At 66.7% G+C, this 25,303-nt stretch carries 28 protein-coding genes and 1 tRNA gene; 7 read left to right on the plus strand and 22 right to left on the minus strand.

Going from position 1 to position 25,303, the window contains the following annotated elements; translation table 11 throughout:
- Positions 1-100 precede the first annotated feature (100 nt).
- The 3 genes from ACZ1H8_RS17870 to ACZ1H8_RS17880 form a co-directional block, all read right to left on the minus strand.
- Positions 101-1,543: an AMP nucleosidase gene (locus ACZ1H8_RS17870; RefSeq protein ID WP_465178565.1), complete on the minus strand. Its 1,443-nt coding sequence runs from the start codon at positions 1,541-1,543 to the stop codon at positions 101-103.
- 127 nt (positions 1,544-1,670) lie between these two features.
- Positions 1,671-1,943, minus strand: a complete 273-nt coding sequence (locus ACZ1H8_RS17875) for a hypothetical protein (protein WP_110152089.1) — start codon at positions 1,941-1,943, stop codon at positions 1,671-1,673.
- 74 nt (positions 1,944-2,017) lie between these two features.
- Positions 2,018-2,500, minus strand: a complete 483-nt coding sequence (locus ACZ1H8_RS17880; RefSeq protein WP_465178566.1) for a redoxin family protein — start codon at positions 2,498-2,500, stop codon at positions 2,018-2,020.
- Between the two features lie 99 nt (positions 2,501-2,599).
- Between ACZ1H8_RS17880 and ACZ1H8_RS17885 the strand changes: the two genes are divergently transcribed.
- Positions 2,600-3,160: a YqgE/AlgH family protein gene (locus tag ACZ1H8_RS17885; RefSeq protein ID WP_465178567.1), complete on the plus strand. Its 561-nt coding sequence runs from the start codon at positions 2,600-2,602 to the stop codon at positions 3,158-3,160.
- A 9-nt stretch (positions 3,161-3,169) separates the two neighbouring features.
- On the opposite strand, the gene ACZ1H8_RS17890 is transcribed toward ACZ1H8_RS17885, so the two are convergent.
- A complete protein-coding gene (locus tag ACZ1H8_RS17890; RefSeq protein ID WP_465178568.1) occupies positions 3,170-3,505 on the minus strand; it encodes a gamma-glutamylcyclotransferase family protein in 336 nt (111 codons plus the stop codon).
- A gap of 173 nt (positions 3,506-3,678) precedes the next feature.
- Here ACZ1H8_RS17890 and ACZ1H8_RS17895 point away from each other — a divergent pair, with 173 nt between their 5' ends.
- Positions 3,679-4,470, plus strand: a complete 792-nt coding sequence (locus tag ACZ1H8_RS17895; RefSeq protein WP_465178569.1) for a DUF3108 domain-containing protein — start codon at positions 3,679-3,681, stop codon at positions 4,468-4,470.
- Between the two features lie 24 nt (positions 4,471-4,494).
- Here the strand turns inward: ACZ1H8_RS17895 and yihA are convergent, their stop codons facing one another.
- The 6 genes from yihA to ACZ1H8_RS17925 all read right to left on the minus strand — a co-directional run bounded on the left by yihA (position 4,495) and on the right by ACZ1H8_RS17925 (position 7,997).
- Positions 4,495-5,139 (minus strand): ribosome biogenesis GTP-binding protein YihA/YsxC, encoded by a 645-nt coding sequence (yihA, locus tag ACZ1H8_RS17900; protein WP_465178570.1) that lies wholly within the window; start codon positions 5,137-5,139, stop codon positions 4,495-4,497.
- Entirely contained in the window at positions 5,136-6,845 is a 1,710-nt protein-coding gene (gene yidC, locus ACZ1H8_RS17905; protein ID WP_465181417.1) for a membrane protein insertase YidC, read from the minus strand. The genes yihA and yidC overlap by 4 nt, the downstream gene beginning before the upstream one ends.
- 49 nt (positions 6,846-6,894) lie before the next feature.
- Positions 6,895-7,107 carry a membrane protein insertion efficiency factor YidD gene (yidD, locus tag ACZ1H8_RS17910; RefSeq protein ID WP_465178571.1) on the minus strand — a complete coding sequence of 71 codons (213 nt, stop codon included), beginning with the start codon at positions 7,105-7,107 and terminating at the stop codon, positions 6,895-6,897.
- On the minus strand, positions 7,104-7,370 hold the full coding sequence (gene rnpA, locus ACZ1H8_RS17915; RefSeq protein WP_465178572.1) for a ribonuclease P protein component: 267 nt from the start codon (positions 7,368-7,370) through the stop codon (positions 7,104-7,106). Before rnpA ends, yidD begins: the two co-directional genes overlap by 4 nt.
- Positions 7,371-7,456: 86 nt before the next feature.
- Positions 7,457-7,591, minus strand: coding sequence for a 50S ribosomal protein L34 (rpmH, locus tag ACZ1H8_RS17920; protein ID WP_066793417.1), 135 nt, complete (start codon positions 7,589-7,591; stop codon positions 7,457-7,459).
- Positions 7,592-7,688: 97 nt separating this feature from the next.
- Positions 7,689-7,997, minus strand: coding sequence for a PGPGW domain-containing protein (locus ACZ1H8_RS17925; RefSeq protein WP_465178573.1), 309 nt, complete (start codon positions 7,995-7,997; stop codon positions 7,689-7,691).
- Positions 7,998-8,146: 149 nt separating this feature from the next.
- Between ACZ1H8_RS17925 and mscL the strand changes: the two genes are divergently transcribed.
- Complete coding sequence (gene mscL, locus ACZ1H8_RS17930) at positions 8,147-8,581, plus strand: large conductance mechanosensitive channel protein MscL (protein WP_465178574.1); 435 nt, start codon at positions 8,147-8,149, stop codon at positions 8,579-8,581.
- Between the two features lie 102 nt (positions 8,582-8,683).
- A complete protein-coding gene (locus ACZ1H8_RS17935) occupies positions 8,684-10,192 on the plus strand; it encodes a YifB family Mg chelatase-like AAA ATPase (RefSeq protein ID WP_465178575.1) in 1,509 nt (502 codons plus the stop codon).
- A gap of 1,196 nt (positions 10,193-11,388) precedes the next feature.
- Here ACZ1H8_RS17935 and ACZ1H8_RS17940 read toward each other — a convergent pair.
- Together ACZ1H8_RS17940 and ACZ1H8_RS17945 are read right to left on the minus strand one after the other, a co-directional pair.
- Positions 11,389-11,763, minus strand: coding sequence for an SH3 domain-containing protein (locus ACZ1H8_RS17940; protein ID WP_465178577.1), 375 nt, complete (start codon positions 11,761-11,763; stop codon positions 11,389-11,391).
- A 76-nt stretch (positions 11,764-11,839) separates the two neighbouring features.
- Positions 11,840-12,325 carry a hypothetical protein gene (locus ACZ1H8_RS17945; protein WP_465178579.1) on the minus strand — a complete coding sequence of 162 codons (486 nt, stop codon included), beginning with the start codon at positions 12,323-12,325 and terminating at the stop codon, positions 11,840-11,842.
- A gap of 154 nt (positions 12,326-12,479) precedes the next feature.
- Between ACZ1H8_RS17945 and ACZ1H8_RS17950 the strand changes: the two genes are divergently transcribed.
- Positions 12,480-12,563: transfer RNA gene (locus ACZ1H8_RS17950), tRNA-Leu, on the plus strand.
- 6 nt (positions 12,564-12,569) lie between these two features.
- On the opposite strand, the gene ilvD is transcribed toward ACZ1H8_RS17950, so the two are convergent.
- Positions 12,570-14,423 (minus strand): dihydroxy-acid dehydratase, encoded by a 1,854-nt coding sequence (gene ilvD, locus ACZ1H8_RS17955; RefSeq protein ID WP_465178580.1) that lies wholly within the window; start codon positions 14,421-14,423, stop codon positions 12,570-12,572.
- Positions 14,424-14,522: 99 nt separating this feature from the next.
- Between ilvD and ACZ1H8_RS17960 the strand changes: the two genes are divergently transcribed.
- The gene (locus ACZ1H8_RS17960) at positions 14,523-15,422 is read left to right on the plus strand and encodes a LysR family transcriptional regulator (protein ID WP_465178581.1); all 900 of its coding nucleotides are present in this window, start codon (positions 14,523-14,525) and stop codon (positions 15,420-15,422) included.
- A 115-nt stretch (positions 15,423-15,537) separates the two neighbouring features.
- On the opposite strand, the gene ACZ1H8_RS17965 is transcribed toward ACZ1H8_RS17960, so the two are convergent.
- Positions 15,538-15,687, minus strand: a complete 150-nt coding sequence (locus tag ACZ1H8_RS17965; protein WP_465178582.1) for a hypothetical protein — start codon at positions 15,685-15,687, stop codon at positions 15,538-15,540.
- A gap of 101 nt (positions 15,688-15,788) precedes the next feature.
- Positions 15,789-17,450 carry a tryptophan halogenase family protein gene (locus tag ACZ1H8_RS17970; protein ID WP_465178583.1) on the minus strand — a complete coding sequence of 554 codons (1,662 nt, stop codon included), beginning with the start codon at positions 17,448-17,450 and terminating at the stop codon, positions 15,789-15,791.
- Positions 17,451-17,559: 109 nt separating this feature from the next.
- On the opposite strand from ACZ1H8_RS17970, the gene ACZ1H8_RS17975 reads away from it, so the two are divergent.
- Positions 17,560-17,844, plus strand: a complete 285-nt coding sequence (locus ACZ1H8_RS17975) for a PqqD family protein (protein ID WP_465178584.1) — start codon at positions 17,560-17,562, stop codon at positions 17,842-17,844.
- Between the two features lie 13 nt (positions 17,845-17,857).
- Here ACZ1H8_RS17975 and ACZ1H8_RS17980 read toward each other — a convergent pair whose 3' ends face one another.
- The 7 genes from ACZ1H8_RS17980 to ACZ1H8_RS18010 all read right to left on the minus strand — a co-directional run bounded on the left by ACZ1H8_RS17980 (position 17,858) and on the right by ACZ1H8_RS18010 (position 25,293).
- Positions 17,858-18,682, minus strand: a complete 825-nt coding sequence (locus ACZ1H8_RS17980; protein WP_465178585.1) for a sulfotransferase domain-containing protein — start codon at positions 18,680-18,682, stop codon at positions 17,858-17,860.
- Positions 18,679-19,605: a hypothetical protein gene (locus ACZ1H8_RS17985; RefSeq protein WP_465178586.1), complete on the minus strand. Its 927-nt coding sequence runs from the start codon at positions 19,603-19,605 to the stop codon at positions 18,679-18,681. Before ACZ1H8_RS17985 ends, ACZ1H8_RS17980 begins: the two co-directional genes overlap by 4 nt.
- Positions 19,598-21,514 carry an asparagine synthase-related protein gene (locus ACZ1H8_RS17990; RefSeq protein ID WP_465178587.1) on the minus strand — a complete coding sequence of 639 codons (1,917 nt, stop codon included), beginning with the start codon at positions 21,512-21,514 and terminating at the stop codon, positions 19,598-19,600. The genes ACZ1H8_RS17985 and ACZ1H8_RS17990 overlap by 8 nt, the downstream gene beginning before the upstream one ends.
- 61 nt (positions 21,515-21,575) lie before the next feature.
- Positions 21,576-21,959 carry an adenosylmethionine decarboxylase gene (speD, locus tag ACZ1H8_RS17995; protein ID WP_465178588.1) on the minus strand — a complete coding sequence of 128 codons (384 nt, stop codon included), beginning with the start codon at positions 21,957-21,959 and terminating at the stop codon, positions 21,576-21,578.
- Entirely contained in the window at positions 21,956-23,563 is a 1,608-nt protein-coding gene (locus tag ACZ1H8_RS18000; RefSeq protein ID WP_465178589.1) for an FAD-dependent oxidoreductase, read from the minus strand. Before ACZ1H8_RS18000 ends, speD begins: the two co-directional genes overlap by 4 nt.
- Positions 23,553-25,088 (minus strand): polyamine aminopropyltransferase, encoded by a 1,536-nt coding sequence (locus tag ACZ1H8_RS18005; protein ID WP_465178590.1) that lies wholly within the window; start codon positions 25,086-25,088, stop codon positions 23,553-23,555. Before ACZ1H8_RS18005 ends, ACZ1H8_RS18000 begins: the two co-directional genes overlap by 11 nt.
- Positions 25,081-25,293, minus strand: coding sequence for a DUF350 domain-containing protein (locus ACZ1H8_RS18010; RefSeq protein WP_110156164.1), 213 nt, complete (start codon positions 25,291-25,293; stop codon positions 25,081-25,083). Before ACZ1H8_RS18010 ends, ACZ1H8_RS18005 begins: the two co-directional genes overlap by 8 nt.
- Positions 25,294-25,303 lie beyond the last annotated feature (10 nt).

Genomic DNA, 25,303 nt, shown 5'->3' on the forward strand with positions numbered 1-25,303 from the left:
GGGTCCACCACCTCTGTTGCAGCCCCCTCCACCACGATGCTGCGCATCGCGGTCCCCTCCCCCGGAGCCGCAGGCTCCTGGGGAGGAGAATAGGCCGCCCTTACCGGAACGGCGGTTCGTTGAACGCGCGCAGCTTGCGGCTGTGGAGCTTGGCGCCCTCGCGGCGGAGCTGTTCGACCGTCTCGATCCCGATCTTGAGATGCTCGGCGATGGCGCGCTCGTAGAAGCGGTTGGCCTGGCCGGGGAGCTTGAGCTCGCCATGGAGCGGCTTGTCCGACACGCACAGCAACGTGCCGTAGGGCACGCGGAAGCGATAGCCCTGCGCCGCCAGCGTGGCGGATTCCATGTCGACGCCGACCGCGCGGCTCAGCGAGAAGCGCAGCGCCGATTGCGAGTAGCGCAGTTCCCAGTTGCGATCGTCGGTGGTCACGATCGTGCCGGTGCGCAGCCGCTGCTTCAGCTCGTCGCCCGACTGGCCCGACACCGTCTCGGCCGCCTTGGCCAGCGCCAGCTGGACCTCGGCAATCGCGGGAATCGGGATTTCGGGCGGCAGCACATCGTCCATGATGTGATCATCGCGCAGATAGGCGTGGGCGAGGACATAGTCGCCGATCCGCTGGCTGGGGCGCAGGCCGCCGCAATGGCCGATCATCAGCCATGCCTCGGGGCGCAGCACCGCCAGATGGTCGGTGATCGTCTTCGCATTGGACGGGCCGACGCCGATATTGACCAGGGTGATGCCGGTATTGCCCGGCGCCATCAGGTGATAGGCGGGCATCTGGTGACGGCGCCACGCGCTGTCGGTGACCAGCCGCTCCTTGTCCTCGGCACTCTCGATCACGATGCCGCCGGCGCCGGACACGCCGGTGAAACGGCTGCCCTCGCCCAGCTGGGCGCAGGCCCAGTGAACGAATTCGTCGACATAGCGGTGATAGTTGGTGAACAGGATGTACTGCTGCACATGCTCCACCGGGGTGCCGGTATAGTGACGCAGACGGGCCAGCGAGAAATCGGTGCGCAGCCCGTCGAAGAACGCCAGCGGCCGGATCGGATCGACCTCATCGACGCGCCACAGGCCGTCGGCGATCTCATCGCCGATATGCGCCAGCTCGGTCGCGGGGAAATGCCGCGCCAGTTCGGACGCCGACACCTGGTCGAGGTTCATCGCGTGGCTGGGGTCGAGCACATAGGGAAAGGGGATTTCCTGCGTGCCCGAATGCGCCTCCACCTGGACGTCGAAATCCTCTATCAGGAAGGTCAGCTGCTCGATCAGATAGTCGCGGAACATCGCCGGCTTGGTCACGCTGATGCGATAGTCGCCGGCATCGACCAGCCGCCCGAACGAGCGGGGCGGGGCCGGGCGATCATTGCCGCCGCGATAGATCACGCGGATCTCGGGATAGGCGAAGGAGCCGTCGCTGCGGCTCTTGGGATCGGGCGGCGTCCCGTCCTGGAGATAGCGGTGGAGGGCGGCCTGGAGTCGCTCGACAGAGCCGCGGTAGAGCCGATCCAGTTCGGCTACGATCATTTCTGCTTGAGTCATCTTATGCGGCTAATGCGCAAAGATGACGCTGGCAAGACGTGCAGATATCGGCAGGCTCGCGGCAGCGGCCAGTCGAGCCGAAGGATAGGACGGTTGCCCCCCGCCCGCGGGCGGAGGGGCTGTCCAGTTACTTCTTTCCGGTCTTGGCGGGCTGATCGTCCTCGCTGCCGCCCAGCTGGCTGATGCCATAGGCGGCGGCGCCGACCGCTGCGACCGTCCCGGCCGCGATGGCTGCCGCCGCAACGGGATGCTCCTTCACCGCCTCGACGGTCGACTCGAAAGCCCCGCCGATCTTCTCCTGGGCAGCGCCAAGCACGCCCTGTGCCTGTTCGAGCAGGGTCTTCGAATCGTCGTTCGCGGTCGTGCCGCCGGTGGTGTTCGAGTTGGTTTCCGTGGCCATTGGGAAATCCTTTTCGTGGAATTGCCCTCGGTCAACTCCAACTCGAACGCGCGGTTCCGCGGCAGAGCGCGGACTCAGAGCGACTCGAGCATATGTTCGGCCGAACTGACCTTGAACTCGCCCGGACCCTCGACATTCAGCTGCTCGACGACGCCGTCATTGACGACCATCGACAAGCGCTGGCCGCGAATACCCATGCCGAACTTGGTCCCGTCCATGTCCAGGCCGACCGCGCGGGGAAAGGCGCCATTGCCGTCGGCGAGCATCGTCACCTTGCCCTCGACGCCGCTCGACTGGCCCCAGGCGCCCATGACAAAGGCGTCGTTGACCGCGGTGCAGGCGACCTCGTCGATCCCCTTTGCCTTCAGGGCATCAGCCTTCTCGACGAAGCCCGGCAGGTGCTTGGCCGAGCAGGTCGGGGTGAAGGCGCCGGGTACCGAGAACAGCGCCACGCGGCGGCCGGCGAAGAAGGAGTCCGAATCGACCGGTTCCGGCCCATCGGCGGTAACCTTCACGAACGAGACATTGGGGACGCGGTCGCCTACCTTGATGGTCATCGGACTCTCCTGGCTTGATGCTGTGGATCCCCCTTCGACATGTGACGGATCTTTTTCAAGCGTAGCGGACCTGAAATGGGAGAGATATGTTGAGCCGACATGGACTCCACACCGTTTCTCACCGGCCAGTTCCTGCTCGCGATGCCCGGAATCGGCGATCCCCAGTTCGAACATGCGATCATCGCGATGTGCGCGCATGACGAGGAAGGTGCGATGGGCATCGGCATCGGCGCAACGATCGACGGGGTCGGCCTGCACGACCTGCTGCGCCAGTTCGAGATCGAGCCGGGCGAGGCGCCCGACGTCGCGGTGCATTTCGGCGGGCCGGTCGAGCCGCGGCGCGGCTTCGTGCTGCATTCGACCGACTGGCAGGGCCAGGATACGATCGACGTCGCCGGCCGCTGGGCGCTGTCGGGCACGATCGACGTGTTGCGCGCGATCGCCGAGGGCACCGGGCCGCGAGACTGGCTGGTCGCGCTCGGCTATGCCGGATGGGGCGAGGGCCAGCTGGACGAGGAAATGACCCGCCATGGCTGGTTCAGCATGCGCGGCGACACCGACCTGATCTATTCGGTCGAAACCGAGGCGCGCTGGCAGACCGGCTTCGCCGCCGCCGGCATCGACCCGCGGATGCTCGCCAGCAGCACAGGCACCGCCTGAGCCGCCCGGTCAGGCCTTGAGATAGACCCAGGCAAGCGTGCCCGACGCCAGCGTCACTTCGGCACGGGTGTAGTTCGCGCCCTCATAGACGTCGACCGCGGCCAGTTCGGCATCGCTCAGCGTCAGCGTGCGCCCGTCGATCGCCGCTGCCGGATCGATCGCGGGCACCAGTGCCAGATGCGTCTCGATTCCGCTTGCCTCCAGCACGTCGGGATCCGTGATCGTGATCGTCTCGGTCGCGAAGCCCAGCAGCCGATCCTCGGCCATCGGCACTTGCCGTCCGAACAGCGCCTGCTGCACCGAGGGCAGTTGTAGCGTGCCATAGGAGAAGATGCGGTGGATCATTGGTGGAAAGCTTTCTGGCAGACGCGGCGCGCTGATCTTCGCGCGACGGCAGCAACTCGGCAAGCCACGTGCGCCACCTACCGCATCCGGGATCGGTCCGGGTCGGAGCCGATCGACGTTGCGCGGGCGTAACCACTGCGTAATTTTGCGACATTGCCACCCGGAGGTTGCCTATGATCGATCTGCCTCGCCTGACCCGTCGCTCGATGATCGCGGCCGCCGCCGCACTACCGCTGGCGGCACGCGCTGCACCCGCGAGGCTTGGCGATCCGGTGAAACTGAGCGTGGGCGACCCGCTGCCGCGTTTTTCGCTGCTGAAGCCGGGCACGCGCACCTATCTCCGGTCGCAGCTTCGCGATGGTGCGCATGTCGCGACCGATGTGTGGCAGCGTGAGGTGCGGCTCGAGCGGATCGATGGGGTCGAGCGGCTGCGCATCGTCCAGCGCTGGGACGGAACGGGCAGGGAGCCCAGCCTGGTCACGCGCGATTCTCTGTTCGACATCGGCACCTTTCGCCCGGACACGCATGTCCGCATCACCAAGGCACAGGGCAAGACGCTGGTCGAGGGCTTCCGCTTCACGCCCACCGCGCTCGTCGGGCTCGCCGACCTGCCCGACAATGCCCACGCAGCGCTGAAGATCGACTTTGCCGAGCCGATGTTCAATTTCGAGGCAGATATCGAGCTGTTGCAGACGCTGCCGCTGACGCGCGGCTATGCAGTGTCGATCCCCTTCTTCCACCCGGTGGGCGGCCAGCCCGCGCGCTATGTCTGGCGAGTGGCGAGCGAGGAGACGCTCGCATCACCGGACGGCCGGGGGATTCCCTGCTGGGTGGTCGAGACCGACTATAATCGGCCGGACCAGAAGCCGGCGCGCTTCTGGCTGGCCAAGGGGACGCAGCAGCTGGTCAAGAACGAGAGCATCGCCCCTGACGGGACGATGCATCGCAAGACCCTGTTGTTCTGATCCGACCGGCGGTCGTGGACCGGCTCAGCTGACTGCTTCGAACACCGCGGCGCGCAGCTCGGCGATGCCCATGCCCTTTTCGCTGGACGTGGTCAGGATCTGCGGATGGGCGGCGGGACGCTTGCGCGCTTCCTCCGCGGTTCGCGCCTCGACATCGGCCAGTTCGGTCGCCTTGATCTTGTCGGCCTTGGTCAGGACGATGCGATAGCTGACCGCCGCGGTGTCGAGCATCTCGAGCACCTCGCGGTCGACATCCTTGATGCCGTGGCGGCTGTCGATCAGCACCAGCGCGCGCTTCAGCACGTCGCGCCCGCGCAGATAGTCGTTCACCAGGAAGCGCCACTTCTTGACGACATCCTTGGGCGCCTTGGCAAAGCCATAGCCCGGCATGTCGACCAGCCGGAAGCGCAGCGGATCGCCGACGTCGAAGAAGTTGAGCTCCTGCGTGCGCCCCGGCGTGACCGAGGTGCGCGCCAGGCCGTTGCGGTTGGTCAGCGCGTTCAGCAGCGACGACTTGCCGACGTTCGAGCGGCCGGCAAAGGCGACCTCGGGCACGTCGGGTGAGGGCAGGTGCCGCAGCTCGGGCGCCGATTTGAGGAAGGCGACGGGACCCGCAAAGATCTTGCGCGCCGCCTCCACCAGTTCGGGGTCGAACAGGTCTTTGCTCACTTGGCTGCCTTTTCGGGCTTTTCGGGCTTTTGCGACAGCACCGGATGCTTCTGGTACAGCCACCATTGTTGCGCGATCGTCACGATGTTCGAGGTGATCCAGTACACCTGCAGGCCGACCGCGAACGGCGCCATCAGGAACATCAGCATCCACGGCATCAGCGAGAAGATCTGCTTCTGCATCTCGTCCATCGGCGCCGGGTTCAGCTTGATCTGGAAGTACATCGACACGCCCAGCAGCACCGGCACGACGCCCAGCGCGAGGAAGGCCGGCAGCTGGAACCCCGCCATATGGGCCAGGGCGCCGAGATTGGCCGGATCGGGGGCACTGAGATCCTTGATCCACAGCACGAAGGGCTGGTGGCGCATTTCGATCGTCAGCAGCAGCACCTTGTACAGCGCGAACATGATCGGGATCTGCAGCAGGATCGGGAGGCAGCCCGCGAGCGGATTGACCTTCTCCTCCTTGTACAGCTTCATGATCTCCTGCTGCTGGCGCGGCTTGTCGTCCTTGTAGCGTTCCTGCAGCGCCTTCATCTTGGGCTGGAGGACGCGCATCGCCGCCATCGAGGCGAACTGGCGCTGGGCGATCGGGAACAGCAGCAGGCGGATGGTGAAGGTCAGCAGGATGATCGCCAGGCCAAAATTGCCCACCAGGCGGAACAGCCAGTCGAGATAGTAGAAGATCGGCTGCTCGATGATGCCGAACCAGCCCCAGTCGATCGCATAGCCGAACTTCGAGATGCCGAGGTCCGCCTCATAGGCATCGAGTACCTTCACTTCCTTCGCGCCGGCGAAGAAGTGGCTGGTGTAGGTCGTCTGCTTGCCCGGCTCGAGGCTGACCGGCGTCTTCAGCGCATATTCGGCCTGATAGCTCTTGTCGGGGTTCTGGATCTGGCGCAGCTCGACATCGGCATTCTGGTTCGGAATGACCGCGGTCAGCCAATAATGGTCGGTAAAGCCGGCCCAGCCGCCGCGATTGTCGAACTTCAGGCCGTTCGATCCGGCCTCGCCGACTTCCTTGTAATCGAGATAATTGGCGGCGCGGTTCTGGACGATCATCGGGCCGACGCTGGCGGCCCATTGATCGACGTCCTTGGTCTGCTCGGCGCGGGTGACTGCAGCGCGCGGCTGGACGACGACCGGGCCTGCACCGACATTGGCGACCTTCTGGGTCACCGTGAACATATAATTCTGGTCGACCGCGATGGTGATGGCGAAGCGCTGGCCAGTCGCATTGGTCGCGGTCAGCGTAACGGGCTTTTGCGGGGTCAGCGTCGGCGCATCAGCGGTCCACAGCGTGTCGCGGTTCGGCGCCTGGAAGCCCGAGGCGTTCCAGCCGAACTGCGCGACATAGGCGCCTGCGGCGCCGGCCGGGGAGAGCAGGCGGACCGGCGGCGAGTCCTTTGCGACCGTCTCGTCGTAGCTCTTGAGCTCGAGATCATCGATCCGGGCGCCCTTGAGGTTGATCGAGCCCTTCAGCTTGGGCGTATCGATCGCCACGCGCGGTGATTCCGCCAGGACCAGCGCGCGGTCGCGCAGCGCTTGCGGCGTATTGGCTGCCGGGTTGGAATCGGGTGCGGGGAGGGGGACCGACTTGCCCTTCTCGATCTTCGTGACCGGTGGATTTGCCGGCGGCGAGATCATGTTCACCAATGGCGTCCAGGCGAACAGCAATATTGCCGCCAGCACCACGAAGATGACCATGTTCCGCTTGTCTTCTGTCACCACGTCTTCCTCGGAAAGATGGTTCGCGTCACGGCACGGGATCGTAGCCGTGGCCGCCCCAAGGGTGGCAGCGCGCGATTCGCCGGATGGCGAGCCAGCTGCCCTTCACCGCGCCATAGCGGCGCAGCGCCTCGATTGCATAGGCCGAACAGCTGGGCGCATAGCGGCAGCTGGGCGGGAGAATGAGCGAGGGGCCGAGCTGCCAGCCTCGCGCGATCAGGATCAGCAGGCGGGCGATCATCGCCGGACGCGCCCCAATGCCTTGAGCAGTTCGGCGCGCAGCGCGTCATAGTCGCGTTCGATGCCGCCACTGCGGCCGATCAGGACATGGTCGGCCCCTGCCAGGCCCGACTCGGGCAGGACCTCGCGCGCAAGCGCGCGGAAGCGCCGCTTCATCCGGTTGCGGATGACGGCGTTGCCGACCTTCTTGGATACGGTGATGCCGATCCGCATATCGTCCGTGCCGTCGGCGCGGTCGCGCACAAGCAGCACAAAGCCGGGCATCGGCGCGCGACGCCCGGCATTTGCAGCCAGATAATCCTTGCGCTGCTTCAGGCCCGAAAGCCCTGCAGACGGCTGGCCTACGGCAGTTACGCCGACAGCTTGGCGCGGCCGCGGGCGCGACGCGCACGGATCACCTTGCGGCCACCCGGGGTCGCCATCCGGCTGCGGAAGCCGTGCCGGCGCGCCCGCACCAGGTTGCTCGGCTGAAAGGTCCGCTTCATGGCTCATCCTCGAAATTCAGAATAGAAAAGGGCCGCCACAGGGGCGGCCTCGCGTCGGGAGCCCATATACAGCGACTCGTTTCAAGTCAACGCGGACTCAACGCGGTGCGTCGCCGAAACCCGCGCCGGCCTGGGCCAGCCTGTTCCGCTCGCGCCGACGGTGAAAGCTCGGCCGGCGCAGCGCCATGTCGGCATAATGACCGAATCGCGGCCAGCGCCGTTTGGTCCGCGCGAATACCCGCCGCGCCCAGTTGGAGTTGCGCAGGATCAGGATCATGCCGCCGGCAAAGGTCAGCAGGCCGCCGGGGCCGGGAATCGGCCCGACCAGCGGGGTGATCGCCAGCAGCAGGAAGCCGAGGCAGAGCAGGGCGATGCGCAGCGCGGGATGGCGGGCCTGGTCCTTCATGAGGCCGATGTGGGGAGGGTGTCATGGTCGGGCAATACGGTCGGGCGCTTCGCGGCCTCTGTTCGTCGCATCCTTGGCGCAGGGCCTGCGTTGACGCCGGATGGCGGGGGTGCGACCCTCCCCAGGCGTTTCAGTGAGGGAGCTCGATCATGCTCAAGGAATTCAAGGCGTTCATCGCACGCGGCAACGTGCTCGATCTCGCCGTCGCGGTGATCATCGGTGCCGCGTTCGGCCGCATCGTCACGTCGCTGACCGACGACATCATCATGCCGCTGATCGGTCGGGTCATGGGCGGTCTCGATTTTTCCAGCTATTTCATCGTGCTGGGCGAGGTGCCGGCGAATCTGGTCGGGTCCAGCGACTATGCCGCGCTGAAGAAGGCCGGCGTCCCGCTGCTCGGCTATGGCTCGTTCATCACCGTGGCGGTCAATTTCCTGATCGTCGCGTTCATCATCTTCCTGCTGGTGCGCGCGGTGAACAAGATCATGCCCAAACCCGAGGAAAAGCCGGCCGAGCCCGCCGCCGAGCCGGCCGACATCGCGCTGCTGCGCGAGATTCGGGACGAACTGCGCCGCCGCGACTGACGCGTTCCTCCCCTCTGGAACGGACTTTGATCCATTCCGGAGGGGTTCGGTTCCCGCCCGCGCAAAGCCCGCTAAGCTTCCCCGCAAACGGGGGAAGCAGTCATGGTCGCCAGCGTATCGACGGTCGCCTATCTGGGGCTGGAGGCGCGCGCGGTCGAGGTGCAGGTCCAGCTGATCCCCGGGCTGCCCGCGTTCAACGTCGTCGGGCTGGCCGACAAGGCGGTTGCGGAAAGCCGCGAGCGGGTGCGTGGCGCGATCGCGGCGATGGGACTGGCGCTGCCACCCAAGCGGATCGTGGTGAATCTGTCGCCCGCCGACCTGCCCAAGGAAGGATCGCATTTCGACCTGCCGATCGCGCTGGCGCTGCTGGCGGCGATGGGCGTTGCCGATGCGGAGACGCTCGCCGGCTATGTCGTGGTCGGCGAACTGGGGCTGGACGGGCGGGTCGCCTCGTCGGCCGGGGTGCTGCTGGCCGCGATCCATGCCGGCGAGATCGGCAAGGGGCTGGTCTGTCCTGCGGCTCAAGGGTCGGAGGCAGCCTGGGCCGGGATGGTCGAGGTGATCGCGGCACCCGACCTGATCGGGCTGATCAACCATTTCAAGGGACACCAATTGCTGCCAGACGCGCCCCCGGGCGAAGCGGAGGAGGCGGCGTTCGGGCCCGATCTAAACCAGGTGCGCGGCCAGGAAGTGGCCAAGCGCGCGCTGGAGATCGCCGCGGCCGGTGGACATAACATGCTGATGTGCGGTCCGCCGGGTGCGGGCAAGTCGCTGCTCGCGTCCTGCCTGCCCGGCATCCTGCCGCCGCTCGATCCGGCCGAGGCGCTGGAAGTGTCGATGGTCGGATCGGTGGCGGGCACGCTGAACGGCGGGCGGCTGACGCGGACGCGGCCGTTCCGCAGCCCGCATCATTCGGCGTCGATGGCGGCGCTGGTCGGCGGCGGGCTGAAGGTGAAGCCGGGCGAGGTCAGCCTGGCGCATCTCGGCGTGCTGTTCCTCGACGAACTGCCCGAATTCCAGCGCGCGGTGCTCGATTCGCTGCGCCAGCCGCTCGAGACCGGCACGGTCAGCGTCGCCCGCGCCAACGCCCATGTGACCTTCCCGGCCCGCGTTCAGCTGGTCGCGGCGATGAACCCGTGCCGCTGCGGCCATCTCGGCGACCCGGCGCTCGCCTGCGCCCGCGCACCGCGCTGCGCCGCCGATTACCAGGCCAAGGTGTCGGGGCCGCTGCTCGACCGGATCGACCTGCATGTCGAGGTCCAGCCGGTCAGCGCCGCCGACCTGATCCTCCCGCCGCCAGTGGAAGGATCCGCCGAAGTCGCCGACCGCGTCGCCGCCGCCCGCGCGATCCAGACGGCGCGCTATGCCGAGGTGACGGCGCGAACCAACGCCGAAGCGGACGGCGAGGTGCTGACCGCCTTCTCGACCCCCGACGAGCCCGGCCGCAAGCTGCTGGCCCAGGCAGCGGAGGCGATGCGCATGTCCGCCCGCGGCTATACGCGCGTGCTGCGGGTGGCGAGAACGATCGCGGATCTCGCGGGGTCGGAAGAGGTCACCCGGATCCATGTGGCGGAGGCGCTAAGCTATCGCCGCCGGGCGCCGACGAACTGACAATTAAGATTCATCCCGAGGATTTGGTGCGGAATTTTACCTTAATCGTTGAAACGCATTCTGCAAAAGTTCAGCGCTAGCCCTTCACTACAACCGCAAAAAGGCGTCGGAAATCGTTGGCGCGCATGCGCATCGACGCGCCTGTCGCGGTGACCTTCGGAGCTCACCAAGGTAGTCATGCTCTCGACCGTCCTGACTAGACGCGGACCGACCACCAGTGGGCGAAACGCCACGCGCCTGCTGCACGCTGTCAATATTGATGATCTCGGGCATCGACTGCAAAATGGCGCAGGTGAACAGCGCGAGTTTTCCACAATGCGATCCTGCACTGTAAACGCACTCTCGCTGACCGTGAGGGCATGATGAAGATGGTGGGCACTGACTTTCAGGAATGGGCTTTTCCTGACGGCGGTAACAAGCGGAAAACTGGCTCGATAGGAGGAGCCCTTAGCGCAACGAGCGCCAGGGAAAGGCCAGGAAAATGCTGATGCTGACATCAATTGGGCGGGGGATGGGTAGCGCGGGTCTTGGGATTGCAGCGATAGTGACCGCTTATTTTAACGGGCGAGCAAAGCTGATCCGCGCGCAGCGAGGTGACCCCGAGCCGGTCACGTTAAGGGTCGCGCTGCCAAAGCTTCGAGCGCTAACATACGATCAGGATAATCGCTCGATACCGGTGAAGCCGGACCAGCGATGACCGTAGCTAGGCAACCCGCAGGGGTTGCGATAAACTCAGCTTTACTCCGAAATGGCCCTCCTCTTCGCCATCTTTCCAACCCCCAACCATCTTTGCTTTGCAGGATATGGCGTGGTGCCGCGGGCTCACACGGGCGATCTGGCTCCGCAATTCCTGCGCTGATGCCTTCGCTATCGAACCAACCTGTGCCCCCTGAATGTGGACGCTAATCGCGTGGGGGTCGTGCTTGTTGTTCTCGAAGCGGAGGACGGCAGCGATCTCACGATCCTGCCCTTGGGCTACCTTACCACCGCAAATCGTGTTCAGAGCGCTTTGAAACCTTGATTCGCCTACGACCGGCACAGTGAATCCCTTTCCGGCCGCCACCGCGACCGAGTTCGGCAGCGACCACCAGCACCCGGCTTGTGCGGGCGCGGATGTCTGCATTCGGTTTCTCGCCCCTGTAAGCCACCTTAGCAAACTCACGCGAATTCTCCCCAAGCTGCTCCCGGCCCGCATCTCACCCCGCCGTCAGCTCGATCCAGCGGCGGTGGGCCCAGCCGGAGCGGCAGGGGCCGGTGTAGGCCATGGTCTTGGGCCAGGGCGAGGTGACGTTGCAGTTGCCGCCCTTGTGCGAATAGACGATGCCGATCCAGTCGCCCTTCTGTGCGCAGATGTACACGTCGGCGCCATTGTACAGGCGGTCGAGCTCGCGGCCCTTGGTCGAGGGCGTGCTGCGGATCGACAGGAAGCCATCGCCTGCGGCCTTCAGGCCATGCACCACGCCGTTGCTGCACGGATCGAGGTCGCCCGCCTCGATCATGATCGGCGTCGAGGGGCGGGGTGCCGCCTGGGCTGCGGTGCCGAGGGCAATGGCGAGGGTGAATGCGAGCATGAATCCTCCGAGTGATGTTTGACCAAGGTCCGCTGGGGCTCTCGAAACTGCGACGCCCAACGGCCGATACTGGCAGTTAGTTGCCTATAGCTGGGCCCAGGCGAACGACCCGCGGCGGCGCGGTTGCTGCCACGTCGAAATGCGCCTCCATCGTATTGATCACCCAGTGCCGCAACTCGGCAGGCTCGTCGAACCCGCCGCTTATCAAGGCAATATATTCCGGCGACGCGTTTGATTCGCTCCTGACCCATTCGAGAAATGCGGTGTCGCTGCCTATTTCGGATATCGTGACCTTGGCAGCTCCTCCCGTCGGGAAGGGGTCGCCTCTGACTGCGAAGCAGACGACGACCGGCCAACTCACCTGGTAGATTCCGTCTCCGGGCGCCGCGATAATCTCATATGAAACGAAATCATCAAAAGGACCGGTTTCGGCAGGACCTGATCCGCTCCGTTCCTCCAGGATGATCTGTAGGCCTCGGTCGTTAAGTACCTCATGCGAGACCAGAAACGGGGGATGCGAGATCGTTGGTATGTCCATGGATCGACGATAGGTGTCGGCCATAGCCGGAACAATGGGGGCACCACGGAAGTGTGCGTGCTGCCGCGAAGGCGGGCGAGCCGGGGTCCGGTCGAGCACCCGGCGCAACGCCCGTCGCTGATTTTTCCGGAGCCGGTTGCCCAGCGGCGAAGCGTCGGCTAGGCACCGGCGCTTCGCTGCGGGCGTGGCGAAATGGTAGACGCAGCGGACTCAAAATCCGCCGGAGAGATCCTTGTCGGTTCGAGTCCGACCGCCCGCACCATGTCTCTCAGTCATGTTCGACCTGGCTTACGTCGCGCACCGCGCCGCGTGAGGCGTTGGTCGTGAGCGCGGCATAGGCGCGCAGCGCCGGCGAGACGTTGCGCTTGCGGCCGAACGGCTTCCACGCCTTCTTGCCGCGGGCGACCATCTCCTCGTGCCGGTGCGCGAGCGTCGCGTCGTCCACGTCCAGGCGGATGCCGCGATTGGGGATGTCGATCACGATCGGGTCGCCGGTCTGGACCAGCGCGATCAGCCCGCCCTCGGCCGCCTCGGGGGAGACATGGCCGATCGACAGGCCCGAAGTGCCGCCGGAGAAGCGCCCGTCGGTGATCAGCGCGCAGGCTTTCCCCAGTCCCTTCGACTTTAGATAGCTGGTCGGGTAGAGCATTTCCTGCATGCCCGGCCCGCCCTTCGGCCCTTCGTAGCGGATGACGACGACGTCGCCCGCTTTCACCTCGTTGCCCAGGATGCCGACGACTGCCGCGTCCTGGCTTTCATACACGCGGGCGGTGCCGTGGAAGGTGAGCACCGATTCGTCGACGCCTGCGGTCTTCACGATGCAGCCTTCGGGCGCGAGATTGCCGTACAGCACCGCAAGCCCACCATCCTTGGAGAAGGGATGGTCGACGTCGCGGATCACGCCGGTCGCGCGATCGGTGTCGAGATCGTGCCAGCGATTGCTCTGGCTGAACGCCTGGGTGGTGCGCACGCCGCCCGGCGCTGCCTTGAAGAAGTCGCGCACGCTGTCACTATTGGTCCGGCCGATGTCCCAGCGGTTGAGCGCATCGCCCAGGGTCGGCGCATGCGCGGTCGGCAGGCTGGCGTCGACCAGCCCGGCGCGCTCGAGCTCGCCCAGGATCGCCATGATGCCGCCGGCGCGGTGGACATCCTCCATATGGACGTCCTGCTTGGCGGGCGCGACCTTGCACAGGCAGGGGACGCGTCGCGACAGCCGGTCGATGTCGGCCATGGTGAAGGGGATGCCGCCCTCATGCGCCGCGGCGAGCAGATGGAGCACGGTGTTGGTCGATCCGCCCATCGCGATGTCCAGGCTCATCGCATTCTCGAACGCGGCGAAGCTGGCGATGTTGCGAGGCAGGGCGCTTGCGTCGTCCTGCTCGTACCAGCGCTTGGCCAGGTCGACGATCGTGCGCCCCGCCTCGCGGAACAACCGCTCGCGGTCCGAATGGGTGGCCAGCACCGATCCGTTACCGGGCAGCGACAGGCCCAGCGCCTCGGTCAGGCAGTTCATGCTGTTGGCGGTGAACATGCCCGAGCAGGAGCCGCAGGTCGGGCAGGCCGACCGCTCGATCACCTTCACTTCCTCGTCGGTATAGCTCTCGTCCGCCGCGACGACCATTGCGTCGACCAGGTCGAGCGCCACGGTCTTGCCACGGATATCGGCCTTGCCGGCCTCCATCGGCCCGCCCGAGACGAAGATCGCCGGGATGTTCAGCCGCATCGCCGCCATCAGCATGCCCGGCGTGATCTTGTCGCAATTGGAGATGCACAGCAGCGCGTCGGCGCAGTGCGCGTTCGCCATGTACTCGACGCTGTCGGCGATCAGGTCGCGGCTGGGCAGCGAATAGAGCATGCCGTCATGACCCATCGCGATGCCGTCATCGACCGCGATGGTGTTGAATTCCTTGGCGACGCCGCCGGCCGCCTCGATCTCGCGCGCGACCAGCTGGCCCAGGTCCTTCAGGTGGACATGGCCGGGTACGAACTGGGTGAAGCTGTTGGCGATGGCGATGATCGGCTTGCCGAAATCCTCGTCGGTCATGCCCGTCGCGCGCCACAGGCCGCGCGCGCCCGCCATGTTGCGGCCATGGGTGCTGGTGCGGGAACGATAATGGGGCATGTCCGGATCCTGAAGCTGCGCTGATCGTCGCAAGCTAGGCGCGTGTGCATCAGTTGTGAAATATATTGTTCCCGCGCTATTGGGTCGCAGGAGATATCAATGGACCTGCGTCAGCTTCGCCAGTTCGTCACCGTTGCCGACACGCTGCATTTCGGCCGCGCCGCCGCGCAGCTCGGCATGACCCAGCCACCGCTCAGCCAGTCGATCCAGGCGCTGGAGCGCGAACTGGGCGCTGCCTTGTTCGAGCGGACGCGGCGCAGCGTGGCGCTGACGCCCTTCGGGCAAAGCTGGCTCGAGCATGTCCGGCCGGCGGTGGCGGGACTCGCGGCGCTGCCCGAGATCGCCCGGCGCCTGCTGACGGGGGAGGCGGGAAGGCTGAGCCTGTCGTTCGTGAGTACCGCGGACTACAGCGTGCTTCCCGATCTGGTGCAGCGTTATTCGAGCCGCTTCCCGGATGTCGAGATCGACCTGATCGAGGCGACGAGCGACGTCCAGATCGAGGCGCTGCTGGCGCGCCGGACCGATGCGGGGATCCTGATCCCGACCCGCCCGGCACTGCCGGCCGAGCTTGCCTATCGCCCGCTCCTCTCCGAGCCGCTGATGGCGGCGGTGCCGGAGGCGTGGCTGGCCGAGGGGAGACTGGGACCGGTTGCGTCGATGCTGCGCGGGGAGGGGTGGATGGACCAGCCGCTGATCCTGTTTCCGGCGCGCGTGTCCCCCGACTTTCACGATCTGGTGACCGGCTATTACCGGTCGCGCGGGCGACAGCCCCGCATCCGGCAGGAAGCGATCCAGATGCAGACGATCATCAGCCTGGTATCGGCGGGAATCGGCATGGCGCTGGTGCCGCGCTCGCTCCAGCATCTTGCGCGAACCGGCGTCCGCTATCTGCCGCTGGGAAAGACTGCGCCGATGCTGGAAACAGGGCTCGCATGGCGGGGGGAAGATTCCTCACCGACCCTCAGGTCGTTCCTCAAGTCGATCGATGAAGATCACTGAAGTTAGTTTAGATGCACTGCGGATAAGCCACAGACGCGGCGAGTCGCATGCAGATAAGACAAAACCGGCGTCCGGATCCGGGACACCGGCTCAACCGTTCAGCCGAGTGCCCTGCTCAGCTCCCGTAGTTGACGGGGTTATCACCCTCGTAATTGTCGATGTCCGCAGTAAAGTCGTGACGGGTCGAGTCCCTGACATGGTCCTCGATCAGCGTCGGAGTCCGCCACTCGGGGCGGGTGTCGACGGCGTTGGGCGAATTCGTCATGGTCTCGATCCCCCTTGAACAACTGCGCGGGGTTATACTTTGTCCGTGACTATTGGCAATCAGGTCAATTACTCAAATTACCCGAATTGGCGAAAACGACGTCACGCTGCGGCATTGATGTCGGGGCTCATTACCGGCACCGGCGGGCCAAGTGCGAAGCCCATGGTCGGCGAGACGGCGGCGCGCGGCGGTCGTGACGCGCTGGCGCCGCACTCCGCAGTCTCGCAGATCGCCTTCAGTGCCGCGGCGTGATCCGGCATGATGTCGAGCAGCGGCGGACGCAGGCGCAGGAAGCGCCGGACATAATTGTCCCACACCTCGCGCGGAAGCAGGTCGGTCCCCACGCGCGGCGGGCCGTCATAAAAGCCCTTGCCGAACAGCACGGCCGAGACGCTCCAGAAGGTGAAGACGTCGTTCGGCCGGGGATCATAGACATCGGGCAGCGCGTCGCGCCACAGCGCAAGGCATTGCTCCAGCTGATCGGATCGCTTCACATCGTGGCGGATCGACCGCCAATAGGGCGTGTCGTCGCGGTCGCCCAAGGTGAAGTGCAGGCCGAGAAAGTCGCGGACATCGTCGTACAGCCCCGCCATCTGGGCGTTGAACTTGGCGATCGCCGCGGGCTCGAAGTCGCTGCTGGGCAGGCATTGCAGGAAGCGGCGACAGGCAAAGTCGACGAACTGGATCGCGGTGGATTCGAGCGGCTCGAGAAACCCCGACGACAAGCCGAAGGCGACGCAATTGCCGACCCAGGACCGGCGCGACCGGCCGTTGCGCGTGCGGATGATGCGCGGATCGGTCAGCCGCTCGGCCCCGTTCAGCGAGCGGACCAGTTCGTCGATCGCCGCCTGCTCGTCGACATGTGCGCTGGAATGGACATAGCCGGTGCCGATCCGCGACTGGAGCGGGATGCGAAAGCGCCATCCATGCTCCATCGCGGTCGAGGTGGTAAAAGGCTCGAGCAGATCGCCCTCGCGGTGCGCGATCTGGACCACCGCGGCGCGATCATTGGGCAGATAGTCGGCGAAGCTTTCGAACGGCTCGCCCATCGCCTCGTTTATCAACAGGCCGCGAAAGCCGGTGCAATCGATCACCAGCTCGATCTCGTGCCGGCCGCCCTGCTCCAGGTTCAGCGCGGAGATATGGCCGCGCTCATCCTTCTCGACCGACTGGACGGTGTCGCTGACATGGGTGACGCCGCGCGCCACCGCGACCTCGCGCAGGAAGTCCGAGAAGAGCCGCGCATCGACATGATAGGCATAGCCGAGCGCGCCGTTATAGGCGCGGTCGCTGGTGCGCTTGGGCGACTTGCCGGCCAGTGCGGCGGCGACCCCGTGCCCGACCAGATTGCCGAGCTGGTCGTCCTCGTTGACGCCGTCGGGCAGGCCATAGGCGAGCAGCGAGGCGGCGGGATTGCGCCCGCCGACCTGAAGCCCGCCGGTGAAGGGGTGAAAATAGCTCTGGCGCTTCGGCCCGCCCGGCTTGTGCCAGTCGTCGAACTTGACGCCCAGTTTGAACGTCCCGTTGGTCCTCGCGATGAATTCGGCCTCGTCCACGTCGATCGAATTCAGCGTGTGGCGCATGCCCGGGATCGTCGCCTCGCCGACGCCGATGATCGGCACGTCCGGGGACTCGATCAGAGTGATGGAAACGCCGTCGGGATGGGCATAGCCCCATTGCAGCCGATGGTTGAGCACCGCCGCGGCAAGCCAGCCAGTGGTACCCCCGCCGACAATGGTAATGTTGCGGATCGGCCTGGCCATCGCTGCTCCCCTTGCGCGTCCGACAGTCCATGCGCCGCCGGCCGGCCGGGATCAACCCGCAGACAATGGCAGATTTACAAGTTCCTGCAGCTTGCTAAGGCTCGAGTCCATGAGCGAAACCTTGGCACCCGACGCCGTTATTGCGGCTTCCCCCGACGCGATCATGAGCGATGTCGATGGCGAGATCATGCTGATCATGGTGTCGACCGGCCGTTATTTCGGACTCGACGCTGTGGGGAGCGAAGTCTGGCGACGCCTGCAGCAGCCGGTGCGCGTCGGCGACCTGGTCGAGGGGCTGAAGAGCCATTTCAAGGGCGACGAGGCCGTGATCGAGCGCGAGGCGTTCGCCTTCGTCAACACGCTGTCCGATCGCGGGCTGCTCACCACCCATTGAGCGGAGGCCGCGCCTAGAGATAGGCGAAGCGTTCCATCACGGCGCCATGGTCGCGCTCGATCCGAGCAACCTGGGCGGGGGTGAGTGCGCCCTGCCAGCCGCGCGCCTGGCCCTGCCGGAAGAACGCATGGGTGCCACGCGGATGTTCGGGAAAGCCGGTCTCGCGCTCCAGCCGCGCCAGCCGGTCGAAGCGCGTCGCCTCGACCGCCATGTCGATCACTGCATCGCTCGCCGGCCAGGCGAGCCGTTCAGCCATCGCGGCCAGCCAGCCGCACGTGTCCGCGACCAGATCCTCATAGCGCACCACCAGCGGGTGCAGGCCGCTCCGGTCGATCCAGCTGGTGGCGTGGCCCGACCAGCTGCCGACATGCTGCGGCGTCTGGGTGAACAGCTTGCTGGTGCTGCCGCTGACCGCCGAGTTCGGATCGGCGAGGAAGTCGATCGCCCAGTCGATCGAGCGATGGCGAAACCGCGCCCAGGATACTGCCACGTCGCGCGGATCGCGGATCAGATAGAGTGCCGAATGGGTGACGTCGGCATCGTGGACCGGCAGGCCCCGTCGGTTCAGTCGCCAGCTGTCATGCACCTTCACCAGCGGCTCGGTGGGGGCGAGGGCTCGGTGGAAATGCGGCCGGATCAGCTCGACCTCGTCCGCGGTCATCAGCCCGGTGTCGCAGTCGAGGACCATGTCCATCCGCTTGCGGCTGAGCGCCATCTGGCCAAACTCGCCCAGCCGGTCGAGCGCCGCGGGTTCGCCGTGGCGGATCGTCCACAGCGCCAGCCGCGTCCAGGTGTTGCCCGATCTCGGATAGGAGACCAGCCAGCGGATCCCGCTCACGCTTCGGCCCGCACCGTCTCGACGATCGCGTCGATCGTGTCGTCCAGCCGGCGAAAGTCGATCGGGCGGCGGATCTCGAAATGGCGCGGGATGCGCTCGGCGGCGGCACCGGCGCGACGAAGAGCCCCCGCCGGGGTCATGAGCCCGGCCAGCGCGCGCCAGCGATAGATTTGCTGGCGCAGCGCCGAGACCGCCACCGCGCCGCGCAGCCGGTCGAAGCGGATCTCGTCCGACCCATGTTCGCTATGGTGCAGATGGAACAGCGCCGCAGGTTCGAGTGCGCGGTCGGCATGGGCGTCACCCAGCGCGCGGGTGAACTTGGCCAGATCCTCGCGGCACGGCTCGAAATCGCCCTCCGACCAGCCGGCATGATGCGCCGAATCGCGCCACAGGCGGATGCGGCGCAGGCTGGGCAGGATCCGGGCAGGACCGGCCAGGGTCAGCGGCGCGACATCGTCCGACAGGACGGGAAAACCGCGCCGGGCAAAGGCGGAGGCGAGCGTCGACTTGCCCGCGCCGGAGGATCCGGCGAGCATCACCGCCCGCCCGTCGATCTCGACGCTGGCCGCATGGATCGGGACCATACCGCGCTGGTGACAGAGATAGCCGAGCCCGGTGCCGAGCAGGAACAGGCGGATGTCGGGCGCGTCCACGGCCATTTGCGGCGCGATGGTGACGTGATTGCCGCCCTCGACCAGATAGGCGGCGATCCCGTCGATCTCGAAGCGGATGCGGCCATCGGCACCGACCTGCGCGATCGGCGTCTCGAACAGGGTCTCGTCCAGGCTGGCGGGCACGTCGCCGAGCACGAAGCGCACCTCCGGCGCGCGGTCGTCGCCGTCCCACGGGCCAAGCTCGGGCAGCGGAATCGCGCTCGCCAGCCGCCAGCCGCACAGCGAATAGTCACAGGTCACGTCACTCATTGCTTCCCTCGTGCCAGCGCAGGAAGCCGCCCATCGAAATGGCCCGGTTCAGCGCATGGCCGTACAGCACGCGCAGGTCGCGCGCGCTCTCCGCATCCTTGGGCCAGGTGGCGATGATCTCGCGCATCCGCGGAATGTCGAGCACGCGCGAGGCCAGCGGGGATCGCGCCACCCGCTCGATCGCCTCGGCGGTCTGGTCGAGCCGGCGAGTGGCGAGATAATACCATTCGGGCGACTGGCGGCCCTTGCGGCGCTGCGATAGGATTTCGGCCGGGACGCGGTCCGCCAGCACGCGGCGTGCCAGCCAGCGCGACGTGCCGTTGCGCCAATATTGGTCGCCCGGAATGCCCAGGGTGAATTCCACCATCGCCCGGTCGTGATAGGGATCGCGCCGGGCACCCGCCCAGCGTCGCCGGGCGAAGGGGGCCATGTCGCGCCCCGTCTGTCCCTGCAGCATCCGCAGGCGCAGCTCGCGGTTGTCGTAATCGGGACGAAAGGGGATGTCGTGGCCCAGCCGCTCGCCCTCGGCGGCATAATCGACCTCGTCGAGGAAAGCGGGCGAGACGAGGCAATGGTCGAGCCAAGGCTTGTCGCTGCCGATGCGGCGGTTGTTCGCCCAGCGCTGCCAGCTGCGCGGCGCGTGGCTCAGCCAAGCGGCGCTTGCCGCGACGCGCGCCGGCGACAGGCCATGCTGTCGCCCGATCGCGCGCAGGTCGCGGTACAGGCCGCGAAGCTGGAGCCGCTTCAGCCGAGCCGCATAATCGGGGCTGCCTTCCCAGGAGAGGGTCGAATTGCCGACCCCGCCGTTCAGCAGCACGTCGACGCCGCGCCGGTCGACCTCGATCAACAGGCTCTCGAACCAGGTGCCATTGAAGCTGCCGCGGCGCGGTACCAGCAGCGCGCCCATCTCGATCTCGGGCTCGACGTCGCGCGGATTCTCGCGCGTGTCGTCGATCACGTTCCACTCGATATTGGCGTAGGACGCGGCCAGCACGCCCGCCAGACGTCGCTCGTCGATCCCCTCTTCGGGATGATCGGCGCCGGCGGCACGGGTGAAGGCCAGCAGGGGCCTGTCGCCCATCAGTCGCGCGGCGGTCGCGGCGACGCCGGTCGAATCGAACCCGCCGGACAGCGTCACCCCGGTGCGGCCATCCGGAGACAGCCGCGCCGCGACCGACCGGTCGAGCAGCTCGCGCGCCGCCTCGACATAGTCGTCGTCGCGGGCATAGCGAACCGGCTTGATCCCGTCGGCGGTGAACCAGCGCGCGGTCTCGAGCCGGCCGTCCTGCCAGCGGATCGATCCGCCCGGCGGCACGCGGCGGATATGGGCGTAGAGCGTCTGTTCCTGATCCTGCATCGCCAGCGTCAGGCTGTGCGCCAGCATCACCTCGTCCAGGTCGCGCGGCACCTGGGGCAGCGCCATCATCGCCTGGAGCGTGGTCGCGAAGACGATCATGCCGGGAAGCGCGGCATAATAAACCGGGCGCGACCCCAGCGCGTCGCGGGCAATGGTCAGCCGGCGATCGCGCTCGTCCCACTGTGCCACGGCGAAGTCGCCGTGCAGGCGCTCGGCCGCCGCCAGCGGCCCCCAGCGATCGGTCGCCAGCGCCAGCAGCGTGCGGTGATCGGGCACGTCGTTGCCGGGCAGGGCGAGCGCGTCGCGAACGCCGCGCGGGTCGGACAGCCAGGCGGTCGCCAGGATCACGCGACCCTCGCTGCGCTGGATCGGCGGATTCTTCGACCCATTGTCATGGCTGGCGAAACCGCGGCGCTCGACGAACGCGCAGCTCGGGTCCGGACGCCAGGCGCGCGGCTTGCCACTGCCGTCGAGCGAGCGAAGCAGCCGGTCCACCGTCGGATCATCGACGGGGCCGCCGTCGTTGCGGATGATGCCGGCGAAGTCGCTCATATCCGGTCCATAACCGGATCGGCCGGTCGCGCAAATCGTCAACGCTTCCGGAAGGACGGTGTCAGCGCGCCGCGATGCTCGGCGTCAGCGCGCCATAGCCGCGGCGCAGCGCCACGCGATTCTCGATCCGTGCGCCCAGTGCCTCGGCGATCAGCGACAGCGCCGCGTCGGGATCATTGGCGACGCCGCACATGAAGATGTCGACCGCGGCATAGTGATGCTCGGGCCAGCTGTGGATCGAGATGTGCGATTCCGCGAGCAGCGCAACGCCGGTCACGCCCATACCCGGCCCGAAGTGATGCAGCCGCGTCTCGATCAGCGTCGCGCCGGCGGCAACCGCCGCGTCGGCAAGGCAGCGGCCGATCAGCGCTTCGTCATCGAGCCCGTGCGCGCCGTGCAGGTCGGCGATCAGGTGAATGCCTTGATAGGATGGGGTCGCGGTCACAACAGGCTCTCATGGGCATGGCCGAGCTGGGTCATCGCAGCTTCGGCGGCGCGGACGCCACGATAATGGGCTTCCTCGAACAGCGACAGGCCCGACAGGTCGCTATGCGCCAGATAGAGGGGCGGGGCGGGGGGAGCCGCATCGGCACGGGCGAGGAAGCCAGGGGTGGGACGGATCATCGCATGACCCCAGCGCCACAGGTCGATCCGCCGGATCGCGTCATCCATGTCGGGATGCATCGCCAGCAGGTCGTCGCGCACGATCCGCTTCCACTCGTCCGCCGGCCGCTCGACCAGCAGTCGGCGCGCGACCGTGGGCGGCATGTCGGACAGAGGGAGATACCAGGTCAGCACGCTGGCCGGCGAGATCGCGTTCGGCCCCTGATGCGTCGCCACGACATAGCCGAGCGAGTTGCTGGTGGTCGACACATTGTCCCAGGCCAGCGGCACGCCTGGGCCGCCGGGAAGGCGGTCGACGGTGACGTTGGCGATCAGCCAGGGCGCATAGCTGTGCCCCTTGGCCGATCCGATTTCGGGTGCAACCCGCGCGGCGATGAAATGGGGCATGGCGAGGATCGCCGCGCGCGCCGTGGTGCGGATGCTGGTCCCCGCCTTGGCATCGAAACTGTCGATCAGGACGCGGTCGCCGTCGCGCGCCACCTTGTGGACGATATGGCCCGAGGCGATCCGGTCGCGAAACTGCGCGGCCATCCTCGCGACCAGCCGACCATTGCCCTCGGGCCAGGTCAGCTCGTTGCCGCCGGCGCCATCGGCCGCCCAGCCGCGGCGGGAAGCGAAATAATGAATGCCTGCCCAGGCCGAGACCTCGCCCGGCTCGGTCCCGTAATCGTCGCGCGTCGCATAGCGGATATGCGCGCGCAGCACCGGCGAGTGCCAGCCGCGCTGGTCCAGCCATGCCGCGAAGCTGAGGCGGTCGAGCGCGCGCAGATCCTCGTCGCGCGAGCTATAGGCCATGGGCAGCGCGAAGGCGGGCTTGCCGTCGCTGCCGATGCGCGTGGAGAAGTCGCGCATCGCCTTGTCGAATGCGGTGAGGTCCGCCTTGTCGCGCTGGGACAGGCCGGTGCGCGGGATCAGCCCTTCCTGCCAGCGGCCCTGCCAGAACAGCCGTTCCTGAAGGTCGGCGCACAGCTGTTCCGGATCATAGACCGGCACGCCGTCGCGGTCGCCGGTGATCATCCCGAACTGGCGCAGCATATGGCGCAGCGCACCCGCCTCGCGATTGGCGACCGGCAGGTAATGTGCGCCGAGCGGATAGGCGGACACGGCGTTGCGGCCGTTGCGGGCATTGCCGCCGACCGTATCCTCCAGCTCGAGCAGGCGAAACCGGTCGAACCCGGCATCCTTCAGCCGCCAGGCGGCGGCCAGGCCGGCGACGCCGCCGCCGGCGATGACGAGATCGACGTCTTCGTGCCGGGTCGGCGCGGGGAAGCCGCCGTCGCGCAGCCGGTGTCCGCGCGCCATGTCGGCACCGGACAGGTCGCCTGCCGGAAGCAGGTCGTCGCGAAGACCATAGGCCAGGCCTGCGCCTGCCGCCGCAACCACGCCCGCACCAATTCCCAGCACCGCCCGGCGGTCAGCCTTCATAGCGGCCCCAGGCCTCGTCGAACTCGCGCACCAGCGCCTGGTTGTCGAGCCGGTTCACCGGGGTTGGACGGCGCGCCATGTCCGGCGGAAAATCGAACAGCCGATCGGCGATCTCGGGCGTGATGAACCGGCCACCGGGCAGGATGCGGGCATGTTCCGGGATTGGCCCGGCCGAGGCGAGGACAAAGCCCCATTCGCCGAAGCTGGGGACATAGACATGATAGCCGCGCGTCTGGAGCCCGGCCGCCTCCAGCGTCGTCGCTACCGTCCAGAACGCCTTGGGCGCGACCAGCGGCGAGGTGCTCTGCACCACCATCATCCCCCGGGGCGCGAGAAGCTTGCGCACCGATCGATAGAAGGTCTCGGTATAGAGCTTGCCGACCGAGTAATCGACCGGATCGGGAAAATCGATGATGATCGCGTCATAGCGTCCGGTCGCCTCGCGCGCCCAGCGGAAGCCGTCGGCGTTGATGACCTTCATCTTCGGGTTGGTCAGCGATCCGCCGTTCAGCCGAGTCAGCATGTCGCTGCGCGAGAACAGAGCAGTCATCTCGCCGTCGAGATCGACCAGCGTCAGATGCTGGACGCTGGGATATTTCAGCACCTCGCGCGCGGCCAGTCCGTCGCCGCCGCCCATGATCAGCACGTTGCGCGGGCTCTCGACCCGCCCCAGCACCGGATGGACCAGTGCCTCGTGATAGCGATACTCGTCGCGCGACGAGAATTGCAGGTTGCCGTTGAGATAGAGCCGGAGGTCGTCGTTGCGGCGGGTCAGCACGATCCGCTGAAATTTCGAGCTGACCGCATAGATCACCGGCTCGCCATAGCTGGCGACCTCGGCCCAGCGCTGCAGCCGCTCGGACGCGACGAACCCGGCGCCCAGGCCGATCAGCAGCAGGATCGAGGCGATCTTCTCCATCCGGAACCGGCTGGTGCGCGGCAGCGCGAACAACAGCGCCAGCGCGACCGCAGCGTTGAAGATGCCGAACAGGAAGCCGGTGCGGATCATGCCGAGATGCGGCATCAGCACGAGCGGGAACAACAGGCTGGCCGCCAGCGCGCCGACATAGTCGAAGGTCAGCACGTTCGACACGACCTCGCGGAAATCATAGCCGCGCAGGATGCGGATCAGCAGCGGGATCTCGAGCCCGACGAGAAAGCCGATCGCCAGCACCAGCCCGTACAAGGCCACCCGGAAATGGTCGATCACCGGGAAGAGCAGGAAAAGGGCGGCCGCCGAACAGCCGCCGAGCAGCGCGATCAGCAACTCGACCCGGACGAACAGCCGCAGTTCGTCGCGCTTCACATAGCGCGAGAACCAGCTGCCGATCCCCATTGCGAACAGATAGCTGCCGATGACGGTCGAGAATTGGGTGACGCTGTCGCCCAGCAGATAGCTGGCCAGCGTGCTGGCCAGAAGTTCGTAGATCAGGCCGCAGGTTGCGACGACGAAGGCAGAGGCAAGCAGCGCCGCGGCGGGCGCGGACGTCTTTATCGGCGGACTTCCGGGATCTGCCTCAGCCATGGATCGCGGCGGCGACGATGATGGCGAGGGCGATCGCCACCATGCCGGCGAAGACCGCCACGGCAAGGTTCTTCTTTTCCTCGATCTCTTCCCACAGCTTGCCGGGCGTCAGCAGGTCGAGCACGACGAACCCGACAACGAAGACCAGCATGCCGAGGCCGGAATAGACGAGCGTGGCGATCACCTGCGGGAGGGTCGTAGCCATTTCCTGTTCC

The sequence above is a fragment of the Sphingomonas sp. BL-S-25 genome (genome assembly GCF_055521555.1).

Bases quoted from the DNA above. Each gene is read 5' to 3' on its own strand.
- mscL (WP_465178574.1), top strand. From the start codon at position 8,147: ATGCTCAAGGAATTCAAGGCGTTCATCGCACGCGGCAACGTGCTCGAT.
- ACZ1H8_RS17875 (WP_110152089.1), bottom strand. From the start codon at position 1,943: ATGGCCACGGAAACCAACTCGAACACCACCGGCGGCACGACCGCGAAC.
- rpmH (WP_066793417.1), bottom strand. From the start codon at position 7,591: ATGAAGCGGACCTTTCAGCCGAGCAACCTGGTGCGGGCGCGCCGGCAC.
- ACZ1H8_RS17890 (WP_465178568.1), bottom strand. From the start codon at position 3,505: ATGATCCACCGCATCTTCTCCTATGGCACGCTACAACTGCCCTCGGTG.
- ACZ1H8_RS17885 (WP_465178567.1), top strand. From the start codon at position 2,600: ATGGACTCCACACCGTTTCTCACCGGCCAGTTCCTGCTCGCGATGCCC.
- ACZ1H8_RS17880 (WP_465178566.1), bottom strand. From the start codon at position 2,500: ATGACCATCAAGGTAGGCGACCGCGTCCCCAATGTCTCGTTCGTGAAG.
- ACZ1H8_RS18000 (WP_465178589.1), bottom strand. From the start codon at position 23,563: ATGAAGGCTGACCGCCGGGCGGTGCTGGGAATTGGTGCGGGCGTGGTT.
- ACZ1H8_RS17935 (WP_465178575.1), top strand. From the start codon at position 8,684: ATGGTCGCCAGCGTATCGACGGTCGCCTATCTGGGGCTGGAGGCGCGC.
- ACZ1H8_RS17870 (WP_465178565.1), bottom strand. From the start codon at position 1,543: ATGACTCAAGCAGAAATGATCGTAGCCGAACTGGATCGGCTCTACCGC.
- ACZ1H8_RS17965 (WP_465178582.1), bottom strand. From the start codon at position 15,687: ATGACGAATTCGCCCAACGCCGTCGACACCCGCCCCGAGTGGCGGACT.
- ACZ1H8_RS17925 (WP_465178573.1), bottom strand. From the start codon at position 7,997: ATGAAGGACCAGGCCCGCCATCCCGCGCTGCGCATCGCCCTGCTCTGC.
- ACZ1H8_RS17985 (WP_465178586.1), bottom strand. From the start codon at position 19,605: ATGAGTGACGTGACCTGTGACTATTCGCTGTGCGGCTGGCGGCTGGCG.
- ACZ1H8_RS17990 (WP_465178587.1), bottom strand. From the start codon at position 21,514: ATGAGCGACTTCGCCGGCATCATCCGCAACGACGGCGGCCCCGTCGAT.
- ACZ1H8_RS17975 (WP_465178584.1), top strand. From the start codon at position 17,560: ATGAGCGAAACCTTGGCACCCGACGCCGTTATTGCGGCTTCCCCCGAC.
- rnpA (WP_465178572.1), bottom strand. From the start codon at position 7,370: ATGCCCGGCTTTGTGCTGCTTGTGCGCGACCGCGCCGACGGCACGGAC.
- ACZ1H8_RS18005 (WP_465178590.1), bottom strand. From the start codon at position 25,088: ATGGCTGAGGCAGATCCCGGAAGTCCGCCGATAAAGACGTCCGCGCCC.
- ACZ1H8_RS17970 (WP_465178583.1), bottom strand. From the start codon at position 17,450: ATGGCCAGGCCGATCCGCAACATTACCATTGTCGGCGGGGGTACCACT.
- ilvD (WP_465178580.1), bottom strand. From the start codon at position 14,423: ATGCCCCATTATCGTTCCCGCACCAGCACCCATGGCCGCAACATGGCG.
- ACZ1H8_RS18010 (WP_110156164.1), bottom strand. From the start codon at position 25,293: ATGGCTACGACCCTCCCGCAGGTGATCGCCACGCTCGTCTATTCCGGC.
- yidD (WP_465178571.1), bottom strand. From the start codon at position 7,107: ATGATCGCCCGCCTGCTGATCCTGATCGCGCGAGGCTGGCAGCTCGGC.
- yidC (WP_465181417.1), bottom strand. From the start codon at position 6,845: ATGGTCATCTTCGTGGTGCTGGCGGCAATATTGCTGTTCGCCTGGACG.
- ACZ1H8_RS17895 (WP_465178569.1), top strand. From the start codon at position 3,679: ATGATCGATCTGCCTCGCCTGACCCGTCGCTCGATGATCGCGGCCGCC.
- ACZ1H8_RS17940 (WP_465178577.1), bottom strand. From the start codon at position 11,763: ATGCTCGCATTCACCCTCGCCATTGCCCTCGGCACCGCAGCCCAGGCG.
- ACZ1H8_RS17945 (WP_465178579.1), bottom strand. From the start codon at position 12,325: ATGGCCGACACCTATCGTCGATCCATGGACATACCAACGATCTCGCAT.
- ACZ1H8_RS17960 (WP_465178581.1), top strand. From the start codon at position 14,523: ATGGACCTGCGTCAGCTTCGCCAGTTCGTCACCGTTGCCGACACGCTG.